A 16,844-nucleotide genomic window follows, 5' to 3' on the forward strand; every position below is an offset into this window, starting at 1 on the left:
ACAGACCCCATGAGGGAGCGGGCAAGCCCGCTCCCTCATGGATTTAGCGGCTTTTCTTGCCACCTAATAATGAACCCATCAAGCCGCGCACCAATTGTCGGCCCAACTGGTTGGCCGCCTGTCGCATCGCCGACTTCAGTGCCTGCCCCGCCGCCGTGCCGAGGAACTCCCCGGCCTGTTCGGTGAAGCTTGGCTCTTCGGCCGCCGGTTTACCCGGTGCCGCCTCAGGTTCCGGCGCCAGCCCCTTGCGCCCCATCAGCACCTCATATGCCGATTCCCGATCGATCGGTTTGTCATACCGCCCTTTGAACGGCGAGCCGCCGATCAGCACGGTGCGTTCCGTGTCACTCAATGGCCCGATTCGCGACTGTGGTGGCGCCACCAAGACACGCTGGACCCTCTCCGGCGTGCCCTTGTCCTGCAAGGTACCCACCAGCGCCTCGCCGATGCCCAGTTCGGTCAGCACCGACAGGGCGTCAAACGCCGGGTTCGGGCGAAAACCGTCGGCCACCGCCCGCAGGGATTTCTGCTCCTTGGCGGTGAACGCGCGCAAGCCGTGCTGGATGCGCAGGCCCAACTGTGCCAGCACGTCGTCGGGCAAGTCGCCGGGTGATTGGGTGACGAAATACACCCCCACCCCTTTGGAACGAATTAGCCGCACCACTTGCTCCAGGCGGTCCTGCAGCGCCTTGGGTGTGCCGGCGAACAACAAGTGCGCCTCGTCGAAAAACAGCGCGAGCAGTGGTTTGTCCGAATCGCCGCGTTCAGGCAGTTGCTCGAACAGCTCGGCCAGCAGCCATAACAGGAAAGTCGCATAGACCTTCGGCGCTTCATGCACCAGGCGACTGGCATCGAGCAAATGAATGCGACCGCGGCCATCGGCAGTCGGTTGCAGAATGTCCTCCAGTTGCAGCGCCGGCTCACCGAATAGCGCTTCAGCGCCCTGCTGTTCCAGGGTTGCCAGGCGCCGTAGCAGGGCCTGGCTGGAGCCGGTGGTCATCAGCGCCGCGTCATCACCCAACAACTGTGGATTGTCCTTGAGGTGATTGAGCAGTGCCTTGAGGTCTTTTAGATCCAGCAGCAACAGGCCTTCGCGGTCGGCAACCTTGAACGCGGCATACAGCGTCGACTGCTGGCTGTCGGTCAGTTCCAGCAGGCTTCCCAGGAGTAACGGTCCCATTTCGCTCAAGGTCGTGCGCAGCGGATGACCGGACTGACCGTGAATGTCCCACAAGGTCACCGGATACGCCGCAGGCTTGTGGTTCAGCCATGGCATGCCGGCTATCCGCTCGGCGATCTTGCCCTGGGGGTTGCCGGCAGCGCCCAGGCCGCACAGGTCTCCCTTTATATCGGCGGCAAACACCGCCACGCCGGCATCGCTGAAGGCTTCGGCCATGCGTTGCAAGGTTACGGTCTTGCCGGTCCCCGTAGCACCCGCGATCAAACCGTGGCGGTTCGCCAGGCGCATGGCCTGGGCGATCGGCTGTCCCGCGAGGTCGGCGCCGATAACTAGCTGCAATGAATCAGGCATTTGGTCACCCATGGTTAATCTTTGGTCCTACACGGCCGATAGAAATAACGACAAAGCAGACAGACACAAATCTGTCGGACATTTCCCTTAAGGAGCGATGGAAATTTCACTTGCTTTCAACATTGCCCATCGTGCGTCCCTTTATAAAAGCACGCGCAGGACATTAAGACCTTAGCGGAACCCCAAGCCATGAACAAAAATCTACGCTTCAGCCATAAAATCCTGCTTGCCGCCGCCCTCATCGTCATTGCCACTTTCGCCTCATTCACCCTGTATAACGACTATTTACAGCGCAATGCCATCCGCGAAGACCTGGACAACTATCTCAACGAGATGGGCGACGTCACCGCCAGCAACATCCAGACCTGGCTGACCGGCCGTATCCTGCTGATCGAGAACCTGGCGCAAAACATTGCCATCAACCCGGAACAAACCAACGTCGCCGCCCTGCTGGAACAGAAAGCCCTGACGTCGACGTTCATGGCGTCCTACCTCGGTGACGCCACCGGGCACTTCACCATCCGTCCGGATGCGAAGATGCCAGACGGTTTCGACCCACGGGTTCGCCCTTGGTACAAGGGGGCGCAAAATAGCAGCACGCCGACCCTGACCGAACCCTATGTCGACGCGGCGACCGGTCAGACGATCATTTCCATCGCCATGGCCTCGACGAAAGCCGGGCAAGGCGTAGGCGTGGTGGGCGGCGACCTGAGTTTGCAAACCTTGATCGACACCCTGAGCGCCCGTGACTTCGACGGCATGGGTTACGCCTTCCTGGTCAGCGCCGACGGCAAGATCCTGGTCCACCCGGACAAGGCCTTGGTCATGAAGTCCCTGGGCGAGGCATACCCGCAAAATACCCCGCGCATCAGCCGCGACTTCAGTGAAATCGTGGTCGACGGCAAAACCCGCATCGTCACCTTTACCCCGATCAAGGGCCTGCCTTCTGTCAACTGGTACATCGGTCTGTCGGTGGACAAGGACAAAGCCTTCTCGATGCTCAGTGAGTTCCGCGCCTCGGCGGTGGTTGCCACAGTGATCGCCGTCGCCATCATCATCGCCCTGCTGGGCATGTTGATCCGCCTGCTGATCCAGCCACTGCACGTCATGACCCGGGCCATGGCCGACATCGCCGACGGTGAAGGCGACCTGACCAAGCGCCTGGTGATCCAGAACAACGACGAGTTCGGCAGCCTCGGTACCGCCTTCAACCGTTTTGTGGAACGTATCCACGGTTCGATCCGCGAAGTGTCCTCGGCCACGGGCCAGGTCAACGAAGTGGCGTTGCGCGTGGTCGCCGCCTCGAACTCGTCGATGTACAACTCCGACCAACAGGCATCACGCACCAGCAGCGTGGCAGCGGCGATCAACCAGCTCGGCGCTGCCGCCCAGGAGATCGCCCGCAATGCCGCGCAAGCGTCGAGCCAGGCCAGCGATGCCCGTAACCTGGCCGAAGATGGCCAGCAAGTGGTGGACCGTAGCATTGCCGCGATGAATCAACTGTCGAACATGCTCAGCGCGTCCAGCAGCAACATCGAATCGCTCAACAGCAAAACCGTGAACATCGGACAGATTCTCGAAGTGATCACCAGCATTTCCCAGCAAACCAACCTGCTGGCGCTCAACGCTGCCATCGAAGCGGCGCGGGCCGGGGAAGCCGGGCGTGGATTTGCCGTGGTGGCCGATGAAGTGCGCAACCTGGCACATCGCACCCAGGAATCGGCGCAGCAAGTACAGACCATGATCGAAGAACTGCAGGTCGGTGCCCGCGAGTCGGTCAGCACCATGAGCGACAGCCAGCGCCACAGTCAGGACAGCGTGGAAATTGCCAACCTGGCCGGCGAGCGCCTGAGCAGCGTCACGCAACGCATCGGCGAAATCGATGGCATGAACCAGTCCGTGGCGACCGCCACCGAGGAACAGACCGCGGTGGTCGAGTCGATCAACGTGGACATCACTGAAATCAACACGCTGAACCAGGAAGGCGTGGAAAACCTGCAATCTACCTTGCGTGCCTGTTCGGACCTGGAGCAACAGGCGGCGCGGTTGAAGCAGTTGGTGGGCAGCTTCCGCATCTAACCTTTTATCCAGCTTCTTCGCGGGCAACGCTCCAACTTGCCCGCGAAGTAGCTCTTCCAGGCACGCCACCCCTCCAAATCCCAACCGAACATCTATTCTTCATAAAGGTCAACCAAGGGAGAACAACGGACCGGAGGGATGTTCATCGTGCATATCGCTGACATAACCATGTTCTACGCCCCTGCCAGCGGTGGCGTGCGCACCTATCTGGATGCCAAGCATCATCGCCTGTGCACCAGGCCAGGCATTCGCCACAGTGTGCTGATACCAGGAGCAGTCCTCAGCGAAAAGGATGGCATCTACACGGTTCCGGCGCCTGCCCTGCCCTTCGGCAAAGGTTATCGTTTCCCTCTGCGTCTCGCGCCCTGGCGCAATGTCCTGCAGGTTCTGCAACCCGATCTGATTGAAGTCGGCGACCCTTACCTCACCGCCTGGGCGGCTTTGGACGCGCGTCGCCAACTGGATGTGCCAGTCATCGGCTTTTATCATTCGGACCTGCCACTGCTGGCCAGCAATCGAATGGGCAACTGGGTCACGCCAAATGTCGAGGCCTATGTCAGCAAGCTCTATGGCAATTTCGACCGGGTACTGGCACCGAGCCAGGTCATGGCCGATAAACTGACCGCCCTGGGGGTGAAGAATGTTTTCGTGCAGCCCTTGGGGGTCGACCTCCAGGTGTTTCATCCCGACGCACGGGATACCGGCCTTCGGGCCGAGCTGGGACTGGACGAAAACACTTATCTATTGATCTTCGCCGGGCGCGGTTCCAAGGAGAAGAACCTGCCGGTACTGCTCGAATGCATGAAACGCCTGGGCCGACGCTATCACTTGCTGCTGGTCGGGTCGTCGATGCCAACCACGGTGCCGGACAATGTCACGGTTATCGACCAATTCTGCCCGGCTACGCAAGTCGCTCGCCTGATGGCCAGTGCCGACGCACTGCTGCATGCCGGTGACCAGGAAACTTTTGGCCTGGTGATCCTTGAAGCCATGGCCTGCGGTATCCCGGTAGTGGCGGTGGCAGCTGGCGCGTTTGAGGAAATCATCACCGAACAATGTGGCCTGTTGTGTGCCCCCAACGATCCGTTGGCCATGGCCAACGCGGTGCGCGAGCTGTTCAGCCAGGGCAGCGCAGCCCTGGGCCAGCAAGCCCGACGCCATGTCGAGCGGCACTATGCCTGGGACGCGGTAGTCAACAGTCTGCTCGGCCACTATCACGCCGTCCTCGGCAGCCAATGGCCGCGAGCCGCCAATGCTTGAAACCACGGATGCGCCCGGCTTGCTGTTGGTGCTGCACGATGTCGCGCCACCGACCTGGGCCGATTACCAACCCTTTGTCGAAGCCGTCGACGCACTGGGCCGTGTGCCAATCACCTGGCTGGTGGTGCCGGATTTCCACAAACACAACGACCTGCAAGCCCATCCGCAATTTCGTCGTCAACTCGGCGCACGGCTCGAGCGCGGCGACGAACTGGTGCTGCACGGTTACTTTCACTGCGACGACGGTCCGAAGGCGAGCAATCCCCGCGACTGGTTCATGCGCCGGATCTACACCCACGAGGGCGAGTTCTACAGTCTGTCTCGCGAGGCAGCACTCACCCGCCTGCATGCCGGCATTGAAATGTTCCAGCGCTACAATTGGCCACTGCAGGGCTTCGTCGCGCCAGCCTGGTTGATGAGTGACGGCACGCGCCAGGCCTTGAGCCAATTACCGCTGAATTACACCAGCGACGCCCGACATCTGTATCGCCTGCCTGATTTCACCGCGATCGATGCCCCAGGACTGGTCTGGAGTGCGCGCAGTGCCTGGCGTCGTGGCGTGTCGAAACTGGTCAGCCAGCAACTCGAACAACGCTGGCGAACAGCGCCGGTGATTCGCTTGGGTCTGCACCCGGTGGACATGCGCCATGAGTTATCGCGCACGTACTGGCTGCAAACCCTCAAGCGCCTGCTCGATGAGGGCCGCGTGCCGATGACCAAGGCCCGTTGGCTGGCCTTGCACTGCCAGCGCATGGGGCTTGCGGCATGAGTCGCTCGATTCTGCTGTGCATCGGCCTGCTCGCCGCGCTGCTGATTCCCTGGCTGCTGGGTGGCAGCGAAACCTGGTCTCGGCTCAATGACTTTCCGCTGAGCAGCTTGCTGGTCATGTTCGGCATGATCCTGCTGTGTTGGGTGGTCAATACGATGCGCTTGCGCCTTTTGCTGGGGGATCAGCGCGACAAGGTCCGCCCGCTAAAGAGCCTCGGCGTGGTGATGGCGGCCGAATTTGCCTATTGCGCCACACCAGGTGGCAGCGGCGGACCACTGACCATCATGGCGTTGCTGGCGCGCAACGGCGTGCGACCGGCCCGGGGCAGCGCCGTGTTTGCCATGGACCAACTGAGCGATTTGTTGTTTTTCCTCTGCGCATTGATCGGGATCCTGATTTACGCCCTGTTCCAGCATCTCAGCCAGCACATGGCGTGGTTGCTGATCGTCAGTGCCCTGTCGATGTTCGGTGGGCTGGTCGGTTGCGTGGTGGTGGCGCGCTATCACCGAATGCTGATTCGCATGGGGGGCCGACTGCTGGCACGCCTCAACGTCGAGCCCTCGACCCGTATGCGCTGGGCACGCAAGCTCCTGCACTTTCTGGCGGCGTTCACCGATACCCTGAAGCTGCCTGCGCACACGCTGATCACTGTGTTTGGCTTGACGTGCGTGCACTGGATCTTGCGTTACAGCGTGTTGTACCTGGCGCTGCGCGGGCTCGGCGCGGACTTGCAATGGGCCTGGAGTTTTCTGATCCAGATGGTTTCACTGAGTGCGGGGCAGTTCAGCCTGTTGCCAGGCGGAGCGGGGGCGGCAGAATTGACTTCAGCGGCATTGTTGGCGCCCATGGTCGGCAAATCCACGGCGGCGGCGGCCATTCTGATCTGGCGGGCGGTGACTTATTACTTTTATTTGCTGGTGGGTGGACCGGTGTTTTTGTTGATGCTGGGGCGGCCGTTGCTCAAGAAACTCATGAAGAGCGTGTATTTGTAGGAGCCTGGCTCGCCAGCTCCTACATGCCATCTTCAGGGCTCATTTCATCGGGGGCGTAACGGCTCAAGCACCCCTCGCCCAAGGTCGCGGGTGCCCTGCAAGTGGCTTTGTCCAGCGGATCGGCCATGTTCAAATCCTCGGTGCAGAAACGGCGAAGGGCCTGCAGCGATTGAACGCCCAGGCCCTTCGAATTTCAACCGTTTAGTGCGGTGATCAGAACACCACGGTTTTGTTGCCGTGGACCAGCACCCGGTCTTCAAGGTGGTAGCGCAGACCACGGGCCAGCACCATTTTCTCGACATCACGGCCGAAACGCACCATGTCTTCGATACTGTCGCTGTGGCTGACGCGCACCACGTCCTGCTCGATGATCGGGCCGGCGTCCAGTTCTTCGGTTACATAGTGGCAGGTAGCACCGATCAGCTTCACACCACGCAGGGAAGCCTGGTGGTAGGGCTTGGCGCCGACGAACGACGGCAGGAAGCTGTGGTGGATGTTGATCACTTTGTGCGCATATTCACGGCACAGCTCAGGCGGCAGGATTTGCATGTAGCGGGCCAGTACGACCACTTCGGCATCGTGTTGCTTGACCAGGCGCGAAACCTCGGCGAATGCAGGCTCCTTGTCCTGGGGATTGACCGGTACGTGGTAGTACGCAATGCCGTGCCATTCGACCATGCTGCGCAGGTCGTCATGGTTGGAAATCACGCAGGCGATTTCGCAATCCAGTTCATCGCTGTGCCAGCGATGCAGCAAGTCGGCGAGGCAGTGAGATTCGCGGCTGGCCATCAGGACCACACGCTTCTTCTGCGCGGTATCGGTGATGCGCCAGTCCATCGAGAACTCTTCGGCAATCGGCGCAAAGGCTTCGCGCAAGGCGTCGATACCGAAAGGCAGCGAATCGGCACGAATTTCGTGACGCATGAAGAACCAACCACTGAGATTGTCCGAGTGGTGGCTCGCTTCGGTGATCCAGCCGTTATGGGACGCCAGAAAGTTACTGACTTTGGCAACGATGCCGACGCGGTCCGGGCAAGAAATCACCAGCCGAAAAGTGCGCATGAGGGGGAAACTCCAGAACTTCGCAAAGGCGGCCATTCTAGCGATTGCGCAGCAAAACTGCAGTATTGATGACGTATTGCCTCAGCCAACGGCTGGCGCCAAGGTTCTCGCGCCACCAGATTCGCACCGGGCACAGTGCACTAGACCCTCGACAAGCAGCAGTTTGTAAATATCTGTAGCACAAGCAGCGAACTATTTAACTGCGTATCCAATGTGCGCTGAATTCACAGGAATTAAATTAAATAAACTCAGGTTTAATGTTTACTTGATGAAACACCCTGACTATTATTGCCGCACTGTCACCTGCCATCCTGTGCCCTACATAAGGTAGTAATCATGTCCTTGATCAACGAATATCGCGCCACCGAAGAAGCTATCAAAGAGCTGCAAGCCCGTTTGAAGAACCTGTCCCAAGACGACAAACTGCAAACCGAGCTGGAATTCGAAGGCAAACTGCGCACCCTGATGGGCGAATATTCCAAGTCCCTGCGCGACATCATCGCGCTGTTGGATCCAGAAGCCAAAACCAAAGCCCCACGTGGCGGCGCAGTAAAAACTACTGGCACCAAGCGTGCTCGCAAAGTTAAACAATACAAAAACCCGCACAACGGCGAAGTCATCGAGACCAAAGGTGGCAACCACAAAACTCTGAAAGAGTGGAAAGCCAAGTGGGGCGGTGACGTGGTTGAAGGCTGGGCGACCCTGTTGGGCTAAGTCTGCTTGCCTGTCGCAGCTCGATTGCGACAAAAAACGCCAGCACAAGCTGGCGTTTTTTATGCCCGGAGTTTTTTGCCGCCGGGCATTTTCGAATTCAAAGATTCAAACGTTTGCGCAGATCCTGAACATATTCCTGCCATTCATTCAGTACCGCCTGTTGCAACGATGTGGCGGTTGGGGCCAATTGGGCTGCGGCCTCTACGAAACTATCCAGGGTATGTGGCGCGCCGTATTCAGGCACTGACAAACGTTTCTGACAGAATATTCGCCAGCGTTCTTGCTCGTCGAGACTCAAGGTGTCCGGAAAGTTACGCGCTCGATATCGAAACAATAGCTCGGGCAATCGTTCATCATCGAAAGGCCATTGCTGTTGTGCCAATTGCAGTGGGTCGACTGTTCTGACTTGCTCGCATAGACGCCGATCACGGTCGCCGATAAATCCGTCGTATAACTGTTGTTCAGGATCCTCGCTGGGGGAAAAATCTTCACGGGCATAAATCGCCACAACTTTAGCTTGCCACTCTTGCTGCGCGCCACTTAGTCGCAGCGCTCGTTGTCGATAGAGGGCAACATCCGTCTCCAGGCGCAGCTGATCTTCAGGCCGAAGAACCGCTAACGGCGCCACCACGGGGCATTTGTTGATGTGGATAAGCTTGAGCGGTACTGGCAACTCACCGTCGGCCAGGTCTTCGCGACGGGTATACAGGCGCTGGCGCAAGGTTTCGGCATCGAGATCGAATAAACCCTGCGGGTCGAGGTGCAGGTCGCAGACGATCAAAGCATTCTTGTTGCGCGGGTGCCAGGCCAAGGGCAACACCACGCCGACATAGTTGCGCGCCGCAGAGAAACGCCCCGACACATGCACCATGGGCTGCAACAGACGAATCTGGTCCAGAACCTTTTGCTTGCTGCGAAGCTGAAACAACCAGTCATACAACTTCGGCTGTTTCTCCCGGATCAGGCGCGCCAGGGCGATGGTGGCGCGGACATCCGACAGCGCTTCGTGGGCATTGCCATGATCGATGCCGTTGGCGGCGGTCAGGCGTTCGAGCTTGAGCGTCACCCGCCCCTCATCGTCCGTCGGCCAGACAATGCCATCGGGGCGCAAGGCATAGGCCGCGCGCACGACATCGATCAGGTCCCAGCGACTGTTGCCGCCCTGCCATTCCCGTGCATAAGGGTCGAAAAAATTGCGGTACAGGCTGTAGCGGGTCATCTCGTCGTCGAAGCGCAACGTGTTGTATCCCGCACCACAAGTGCCCGGTGCCGCCAGCTGGGCATGGACCCGGGTCATGAAGTCGGCTTCGCTCAACCCGTCCTCGGCCAGTCGGGCAGGCGTGATGCCGGTGATTGCGCAGGCTGCGGGATGCGGCAGGATGTCGTCGCTGGGCCGGCAAAAGAGGTTGACCGGATCGTCGATTTCATTGAGCTCGAAGTCAGTACGCAACCCCGCCATTTGCAGGGGGCGGTCGCAACGGGGATTGATGCCCGTCGTTTCGTAGTCGTACCAGAAGATGGAGGTCACGGGCTATTCCTGAACTGAAGATTGGCGAAGTCTAGGCGTTCCCGTCCCGCTCCGGCCAGCAATCGCGCCATTCAATCATCCCTGGCTACGCAATGTGCAATACATAGTTATGTCGTTTTTCCCGGTGAGGCTGCTAGCATCCCGTGAAGAGACAAACCGATCAGGCCACACCATCAGGTTGCCTATGCTCGACACTACAGCACTGCCACGGAAAGCAACGCTGTCCCCGCCACTGGACACGCGGTACCAGGTCGAAACGCCCGAAGGCATCGACTTGCCACTGCGCCCGGCCGGGTTGATGGTGCGCGCCCTGGCGTTTTCCATCGACCTGGCGTTGCGCGGGTTGATCCTGGGCCTGCTGTTCGTTGCCCTGGCGATGCTCGGAAAACTCGGTGCGGGGCTGGGATCGATCCTGCTCTTCGCCGTGAGCTGGTGGTACATGGTGCTGTTCGAAGTCTTCAACCAAGGCTGTTCACCGGGCAAACAATGGATGGGCCTGCGTGTCATCCAGGACGATGGCACGCCCGTTGGCTGGTCTGCATCACTGCTGCGCAACCTGTTGCGGTCTGTCGACATGCTGCCCTTCGGCTACTTCCTCGGCGCCATCAGTTGCCTGCAACATTCCAGCTTCAAGCGCCTCGGTGACCTGGCCGCCGGCACGCTGGTGGTCTACCGCGAACAGCCGCTCACCCGCCCGCAACTGCCACCTTCACCACCCCGGCGCCCACCTTTTGCACTGACATTGTCCGAGCAGCGCGCCATCCTAGGGTTCGCCGAACGCCAGGCCGGGCTTTCCGACGCCAGGGTCAACGAGCTCGCCTCGATCCTCGCGCGCCCCTTGCAGGTTCCGCCACCCCAAGCCATGGCCGAACTCAACGGCATCGCCCATGGCTTGTTGGGGCCGGCATGAAACAAAGCCATTTCGAACACCGGCACATGGCCGAATGGGAGCAGTTTTCCCTGTTGCTGGACAGGCTGGAGCGGGACAGGCAAGCCGAGGGCGCCGCTCATTTCCCGGCCGATTATCGGCGCATGTGCCAACACCTTGCACTGGCTCGCGAGCGTGGTTACAGCAGCTTCCTGATCGACTCACTGCAGCAACAGGTGTTGCGTGGGCACCAGCAACTTTATCGGCATCGCAGCCAGCTGGGGGCCAATGCGCTGGGTTTCATCCTGGCCGGCTTCCCCCGTCTGGTACGCGAACAATGGCGCTTCGTACTCGCCGCCAGCCTGATGTTTTTCGGCAGCCTGATCGTGTTTGCAGGGCTGGTGTATCTGTTTCCGGAGCTGGTCTATAACCTGATTCCGGTCGAACAGGTCAGCGAGATACAAAGCATGTACGACCCCGATGCCGGTCACCTGGGGCGCTCCGTGGAGCGGGCAGCCAGTGAAGACTGGGCGATGTTCGGCTACTACATCACGCACAACATCGGGATCGCCTTCCAGACGTTCGCCAGCGGTTTGCTGTTTGGCTTGGGCAGCGCTTTTTTCCTGGTCTACAACGGCTTGATGATCGGTGCGGTGGCCGGGCACTTGACGCATATGGGCTATGGGCAAACCTTCTGGTCATTCGTGGTGGGGCACAGTGCCTTTGAACTGACGGCCATTGCCCTGGCGGGTGCCGCCGGCCTGCAACTGGGTTGGGCGTTGATCGCACCGGGACGCCTGCCCCGTGCCGAATCCTTGCTCCTGATGGCCCGCAAGAGCGTGCTGCTGATTTGCGGAGTCATGATGTTTCTGCTGATTGCGGCATTTATCGAAGCCTACTGGTCGTCGCGGACAGCCCCGGCGCCCCTGGCCAAATACCTGGTCGGTGCAGCCCTCTGGGTGCTGGTGGCGGTTTACCTGCTATTCGCCGGAAGGAGCCGCCATGCGCCTGAGTGACACCACAGTGGTCATTCGCCCGAGAGCCTCCTGGGAAGCCATGGATCTCGGCGTGCTGTTGAGCCAGCGCCACCGGCGCCTGCTGATGACCAGTTGGGCGTTTGTCACCTTGCCGGTTTTCGCCCTGCTCACCTGGTTGCTGTGGGATTCGCCGACCCTGGCCGTGTTCATCTTCTGGTGGCTGAAGCCGGCCTTCGAACGCTTACCGTTATACATCCTCTCCAAAGCCATCTTCGGTGAAACGCCCACCCTCAAACAGGCACTTTACCAATGGCCACGGTTGCTCAAGCCGCAACTGCTGGCCAGCCTGACCTGGCGACGCCTGAGCCTGAGTCGCAGCTTCCTGCTGCCCGTGTTACAGCTCGAAGGCCTGAGCGGTGAGGCACGCCAACAGCGATTGCAGGTGTTGTTGCAGCGCGACGCTGGTGCGGCACGCTGGCTGACGGTGATCGGTGTGCACCTTGAAAGCGCGCTGTGGATCGGTTTGATGGTGCTGTTTTACCTGCTGTTGCCGCAACAGGTCGCACTCGACTGGAGCTGGCAGACGCTGATCAGCGCCGCGACGCAGGACTGGCACTGGCTGGAACACCTGTCCAACGGGTTCTACGCCCTGGTGCTGGTGGTGTGGGAGCCGGTCTACGTGGCCGCAGGCTTCAGCCTGTATCTGAACCGGCGCACCGCGCTCGAAGCCTGGGATATCGAGCTGGTGTTTCGCCGCCTTTCCCAGCGCCTGAGCGGCGCAACCCTTGCCCTGTTGCTGGCGGCGACCTTGCTGGTGCCGATCGCATCCACCGTCTGGGCGGCGGGGCCAGCGCCTGCAGCACCCGACAGCCCGCGCTTGCTGGAGCAATCATTGACCAGCCAGGCATCCCGGGACAGCATCAAGGCGATCCTCGATCAACCTCCGTTCAAGAACCGGGAAACCATCACCCGTTATCGCTTCGGCGAAAACCAGGCCGCCGACGAAAGCGCGGATGACGACATCACACCCCAATGGCTGAAAGCGTTGCTCCAGATGTTTGACAAGCAGCATTTCGGCGCCTTGGCCACGCTGATCGAAGTCATGCTGTGGGCAGCCGTGATCGGCGCCATTGGGGTCCTGGTCTGGCACTATCGTGAGTGGTTGCAGGCGTTCGTCAGCCGCCGCCCGCGCCTCGCTGAGAAAGCCCCACGTCCACTTCCAGCACAGGCCTTCGGCCTCGACCTCGACCGCGAAACCCTGCCCCCGGACATCGCTGCCAGTGCCGAACACCTCTGGCAGAGCAACCCGCGCGCAGCGCTTGGCTTGCTCTATCGCGCCCTGCTCAGCCGCTTGTTGCACGACTTCGATATCCCGCTCAAGGCCGCCGACACCGAAGGCCAGGTCCTGGAACGCATCGAGCAACTGCAGCAACCGGCCCTGCTGGCCTTCAGCAAGGACCTGACCACCCACTGGCAAAACATGGCCTACGGGCACCAACTGCCGCCCGCCCATGTGCAGCGCCAACTGTGTGATGGCTGGCGTGGCGTATTTGACCCGGGAGGCGTCCGTTGAACCGACGCACCTGGCATATCGTCAGCGCGGTGAGCGCTGTGCTGCTCGGCACACTGATGATTTATCTGTACCTGAAGGCAACGCCCTATCCGGCCGAAATCGACCACGGCCCGGCGCCTGAAGCCCAGGCTAATCCCTACCTGGCCGCCGAGCATTTCCTGCGCAAACAAGGCCTGAGTGTCAGCCATGCCAACAGTCTCGACATCCTGCCCAGCCTGACGCCGAACCATCACAGCCTGTTGTTGTTCGGCGACCGCTACAACATGACGCCCAGGCAGATCGATCAAGTGCTGGAATGGACCCGGGCCGGCGGGCGCCTGCTGTTTGTTGCTCAATCGCTATGGGATGAGCAGACCGGGCAAAGCAATGACCTGTTGCTTGATCGGGTGCAACTGCAGCAATCGCTGAGCAAAGACCTCAAGGATCCGCCGTCCGACACCCCGGGCGATCCCTACCCGCAGCTGACCAAACTCTATCTGGAAAATGAAGACGCACCGGCCTACGCCGGCTTCGATACCGCGTTCCATCTCGAAGACCCGAAAAACCTCGCCCAGGCCTGGGCCAACAGTGGCAAGGCCACCCATATGATGCAACTCAACCACGGCCTCGGTTCGATCATTGTGGTGACCGATGCCGACCTGTGGAAAACCCCGGCCATCGATCAATACGACAATGCCTGGCTGCTCTGGTACCTGACTGTCGATACCGATGTGACCCTGTTGTTCAACGCCGAGCACGATAGCCTGCTGACATTGCTGCTGCGGCATTTCCCCCAGGCGTTGGTCGCCTTGGTCGCCCTTATCGGGCTGGCTTTCTGGCACTTCGGCGTGCGCCATGGCCCATTGCAGCAACCGCAGCCCAAAGCTCGCCACCAGTGGCAGGACCACCTGCGCGCCAGCGCCGATTTCATGTTGCGACACAATGGCCAGGACAGCCTGCTGCAAGCCTTGCAGCAAGACGTACTGCGCCGTGTGAGACATCGCCATCCCGGCTACGAACAATTCGATGTTGCCGAACAATGGCGGGTACTCGCCCGCTTGAGCGGCCAACCCACGAGCGCGGTCAGCCAAGCCATGAGCCCGCGGCCGAGACAGCGGCTTTCCAGCGCTGAATTCAGCCGCCAAGTCGCCCGTCTGCAAAACCTGAGGAATGCGTTATGAGTCAACCGACCGAGCCCGATGCAATCAATCACGCCACTGCGCAACGCCAGCGCGCCAGCCAGTTGGCCCAGGCGGTGCGCCATGAATTGCAAAAAGCCTTGATCGGCCAGGACACGGTCATCGACGACGTGCTGACAGCATTGCTCGCCGGCGGCCACGTGTTGCTCGAAGGCGTACCGGGGCTGGGCAAGACGTTGCTGGTCAGGGCGCTGGCACGTTGTTTCGGCGGCGATTTTGCGCGCATCCAGTTCACCCCGGACCTGATGCCCAGCGATGTCACCGGGCATGCGGTGTACGACTTGCAGACCGAGCAATTCAAACTGCGCAAAGGTCCGTTGTTCACCAACCTGTTGCTGGCCGACGAGATCAACCGCGCCCCGGCAAAAACCCAGGCTGCACTGCTCGAAGCCATGCAGGAACGCCAGGTCACCCTCGAAGGCCGCGCCCTGCCGATCGCTCAGCCGTTCATGGTGCTCGCCACACAAAACCCCATCGAACAGGAAGGTACCTACCCCCTGCCAGAAGCCGAGCTGGATCGCTTCATGCTCAAGGTGCGCATGGACTACCCCGATGCCGAGCAGGAGTTGAACATGGTGCGTCAGGTCAGCCGCTCGACCCGGGCAGACATGCTCGACGTGCAACCGCTGCGCACCGTGCTGCAAGCCAAGGACGTGCTGGTCCTGCAACGCATTGCCAGCCAATTGCCAATGGATGAACAGGTCCTCGATTATGCCGTGCGCCTGGCCCGCACCACCCGCAGCTGGCCCGGCCTGACCCTCGGCGCCGGGCCTCGTGCGTCCATTGCGCTGGTGCGCTGCGCGCGGGCCCGGGCCTTGTTGCGAGGCGGCGAGTTCGTGATTCCAGACGACATCAAAGGCTGCGCCCTGTCAGTGTTGCGCCATCGCGTGCGCATCGCGCCGGAGCTGGATATCGAAGGTCTGGACGTCGATCACGTGCTACGGCAACTGCTCGATCAAGTACCGGCGCCACGCCTTTGAAACCTTCGCGCCTGCTGCTGATCTGGCTTGCGATCCTGCTGCTGATCGGCATAGCACTGGGCACATTGCAGGCACTGGACATTGCCGTTCCATCAACGCTGTTCTCGATCAACTGGGGCTTGCTCCTGGCGCTATTGGCCCTGGCTATGCTCGACGCCCTGCGTCTCAAACGCCTGCCCTCCCCCCGCGTACAACGACAAATGCCCGGTAGCCTGGCCCTCGGCCGTTGGAGTGAAGTGCGACTTAAAGTCGAGCACGACTTTGCCCTGCCACTGAACATCCGGGTCCATGACCACGTACCCGACGGTCTGAGCTTCGAGAACCTGCCCCTGTCGATCGAACTGCTTCCCGGCCAGCACAGCCACGTCGGCTATCGCCTGCGCCCGCTCAAGCGTGGCCACTTCACCTTCGATCACTGTGAGATCAATCTGCCGAGTCCATTGGGCTTATGGTCCGGCAAACGCCTGCTGAACGTGACCGACAACACCCGGGTCTACCCGGACTTCGCCCGACTCTACGGCGGCCAACTACTGGCGGTAGACAACTGGCTCAACCAACTCGGTGTGCGCCAGCGGCAACGACGTGGCCTGGGCCTGGAGTTTCATCAATTACGGGAATTTCGCGAAGGCGACAGCTTGCGCCAGATCGACTGGAAAGCCACCGCCCGTCAACGCACACCGATTGCCCGGGAGTACCAGGACGAACGCGACCAGCAGATCATCTTCATGCTCGATTGCGGTCGACGCATGCGCAGCCAGGACGGTGAATTAGCGCATTTCGATCACGCGCTCAATGCCTGCCTGCTGCTGAGCTACGTCGCATTGCGCCAAGGGGATGCGGTCGGCTTCAGCACTTTTGCCAGCGACCACCCGTGCCATCTCGCCCCCGTGAAAGGCGCCGGCCAGCTCAACGTCTTGCTCAACACGGTATACGACCTGAAGAGCACCCAACGCAGCGCCGACTATCAAGCGGCTACCACCCAACTGCTGGCTCGACAGAATCGCCGGGCGCTGGTGCTGCTGATGACCAACCTGCGCGACGAAGACGATGAAGAACTGCTGACCGCCGTCAGGCGATTGAGCAAAAAGCATCAGGTGCTGGTCGCAAGCTTGCGGGAAAATGTCCTGGATACAACACGACTATTGCCGGTGCAAACCTTGTCGGAGGCATTGGTCTATTGCGGGACCGTTCAATACCTGAATTCACGCGCAGCACTCCATGAGCGTTTGAACGCCCATGGAGTTCAGGTAGTGGACATGCAGCCTGAGGCGCTGGGCCCAGCATTGGTCTCGCGTTATCTGAACTGGAAAAAAGCAGGAACGATTTAGAGCCG

The 16,844-nt window shown here is 60.5% G+C and carries 14 protein-coding genes and 1 pseudogene; 12 read left to right on the top strand and 3 right to left on the bottom strand.

Going from position 1 to position 16,844, the window contains the following annotated elements; translation table 11 throughout:
• Positions 1-43: 43 nt before the first annotated feature.
• Positions 44-1,531 (bottom strand): helicase HerA-like domain-containing protein, encoded by a 1,488-nt coding sequence (locus NQL71_RS15875; RefSeq protein ID WP_166618698.1) that lies wholly within the window; start codon positions 1,529-1,531, stop codon positions 44-46.
• A 189-nt stretch (positions 1,532-1,720) separates the two neighbouring features.
• Here NQL71_RS15875 and NQL71_RS36820 point away from each other — a divergent pair.
• The 5 genes and pseudogenes from NQL71_RS36820 to gpgF form a co-directional block, all read left to right on the top strand.
• A pseudogene (locus NQL71_RS36820) lies at positions 1,721-2,752 on the top strand (cache domain-containing protein); the annotation flags it as partial.
• A 93-nt stretch (positions 2,753-2,845) separates the two neighbouring features.
• A complete protein-coding gene (locus tag NQL71_RS36825; RefSeq protein ID WP_410454539.1) occupies positions 2,846-3,610 on the top strand; it encodes a methyl-accepting chemotaxis protein in 765 nt (254 codons plus the stop codon).
• Between the two features lie 138 nt (positions 3,611-3,748).
• Positions 3,749-4,870 (top strand): N-acetylglucosaminyl phosphatidylglycerol synthase, encoded by a 1,122-nt coding sequence (gene gpgS, locus NQL71_RS15885; RefSeq protein WP_166618699.1) that lies wholly within the window; start codon positions 3,749-3,751, stop codon positions 4,868-4,870.
• Complete coding sequence (gpgD, locus tag NQL71_RS15890) at positions 4,863-5,639, top strand: N-acetylglucosaminyl phosphatidylglycerol deacetylase (protein ID WP_274642996.1); 777 nt, start codon at positions 4,863-4,865, stop codon at positions 5,637-5,639. The genes gpgS and gpgD overlap by 8 nt, the downstream gene beginning before the upstream one ends.
• Positions 5,636-6,631, top strand: coding sequence for a glucosaminyl phosphatidylglycerol flippase (gene gpgF / locus NQL71_RS15895; RefSeq protein WP_046818826.1), 996 nt, complete (start codon positions 5,636-5,638; stop codon positions 6,629-6,631). Before gpgD ends, gpgF begins: the two co-directional genes overlap by 4 nt.
• 213 nt (positions 6,632-6,844) lie before the next feature.
• Here gpgF and purU read toward each other — a convergent pair whose 3' ends face one another.
• Positions 6,845-7,693 (bottom strand): formyltetrahydrofolate deformylase, encoded by an 849-nt coding sequence (purU, locus tag NQL71_RS15900; RefSeq protein ID WP_046818827.1) that lies wholly within the window; start codon positions 7,691-7,693, stop codon positions 6,845-6,847.
• Between the two features lie 336 nt (positions 7,694-8,029).
• On the opposite strand from purU, the gene mvaT reads away from it, so the two are divergent.
• Entirely contained in the window at positions 8,030-8,407 is a 378-nt protein-coding gene (gene mvaT, locus NQL71_RS15905) for a histone-like nucleoid-structuring protein MvaT (protein WP_008058684.1), read from the top strand.
• A gap of 97 nt (positions 8,408-8,504) precedes the next feature.
• On the opposite strand, the gene sbcB is transcribed toward mvaT, so the two are convergent.
• Positions 8,505-9,935, bottom strand: a complete 1,431-nt coding sequence (gene sbcB, locus NQL71_RS15910) for an exodeoxyribonuclease I (protein ID WP_274642997.1) — start codon at positions 9,933-9,935, stop codon at positions 8,505-8,507.
• A 184-nt stretch (positions 9,936-10,119) separates the two neighbouring features.
• Here sbcB and NQL71_RS15915 point away from each other — a divergent pair, with 184 nt between their 5' ends.
• Genes NQL71_RS15915 through NQL71_RS15940 form a run of 6 tightly spaced genes read left to right on the top strand, consistent with a single transcriptional unit; the run spans position 10,120 to position 16,839 of the window.
• Positions 10,120-10,845, top strand: coding sequence for an RDD family protein (locus NQL71_RS15915; RefSeq protein ID WP_274642998.1), 726 nt, complete (start codon positions 10,120-10,122; stop codon positions 10,843-10,845).
• Positions 10,842-11,819: a stage II sporulation protein M gene (locus NQL71_RS15920; RefSeq protein WP_046818929.1), complete on the top strand. Its 978-nt coding sequence runs from the start codon at positions 10,842-10,844 to the stop codon at positions 11,817-11,819. The genes NQL71_RS15915 and NQL71_RS15920 overlap by 4 nt, the downstream gene beginning before the upstream one ends.
• The gene (locus NQL71_RS15925; RefSeq protein WP_274642999.1) at positions 11,806-13,353 is read left to right on the top strand and encodes a DUF4129 domain-containing protein; all 1,548 of its coding nucleotides are present in this window, start codon (positions 11,806-11,808) and stop codon (positions 13,351-13,353) included. Before NQL71_RS15920 ends, NQL71_RS15925 begins: the two co-directional genes overlap by 14 nt.
• Positions 13,350-14,513, top strand: coding sequence for a DUF4350 domain-containing protein (locus tag NQL71_RS15930; protein WP_046818831.1), 1,164 nt, complete (start codon positions 13,350-13,352; stop codon positions 14,511-14,513). The genes NQL71_RS15925 and NQL71_RS15930 overlap by 4 nt, the downstream gene beginning before the upstream one ends.
• The gene (locus NQL71_RS15935) at positions 14,510-15,511 is read left to right on the top strand and encodes an AAA family ATPase (protein ID WP_046818832.1); all 1,002 of its coding nucleotides are present in this window, start codon (positions 14,510-14,512) and stop codon (positions 15,509-15,511) included. Before NQL71_RS15930 ends, NQL71_RS15935 begins: the two co-directional genes overlap by 4 nt.
• Entirely contained in the window at positions 15,508-16,839 is a 1,332-nt protein-coding gene (locus NQL71_RS15940; protein WP_046818833.1) for a DUF58 domain-containing protein, read from the top strand. Before NQL71_RS15935 ends, NQL71_RS15940 begins: the two co-directional genes overlap by 4 nt.
• Positions 16,840-16,844 lie beyond the last annotated feature (5 nt).

Source organism: Pseudomonas serbica, assembly GCF_028823535.1.
Classification (GTDB): Bacteria; Pseudomonadota; Gammaproteobacteria; order Pseudomonadales; family Pseudomonadaceae; genus Aquipseudomonas; species Aquipseudomonas serbica.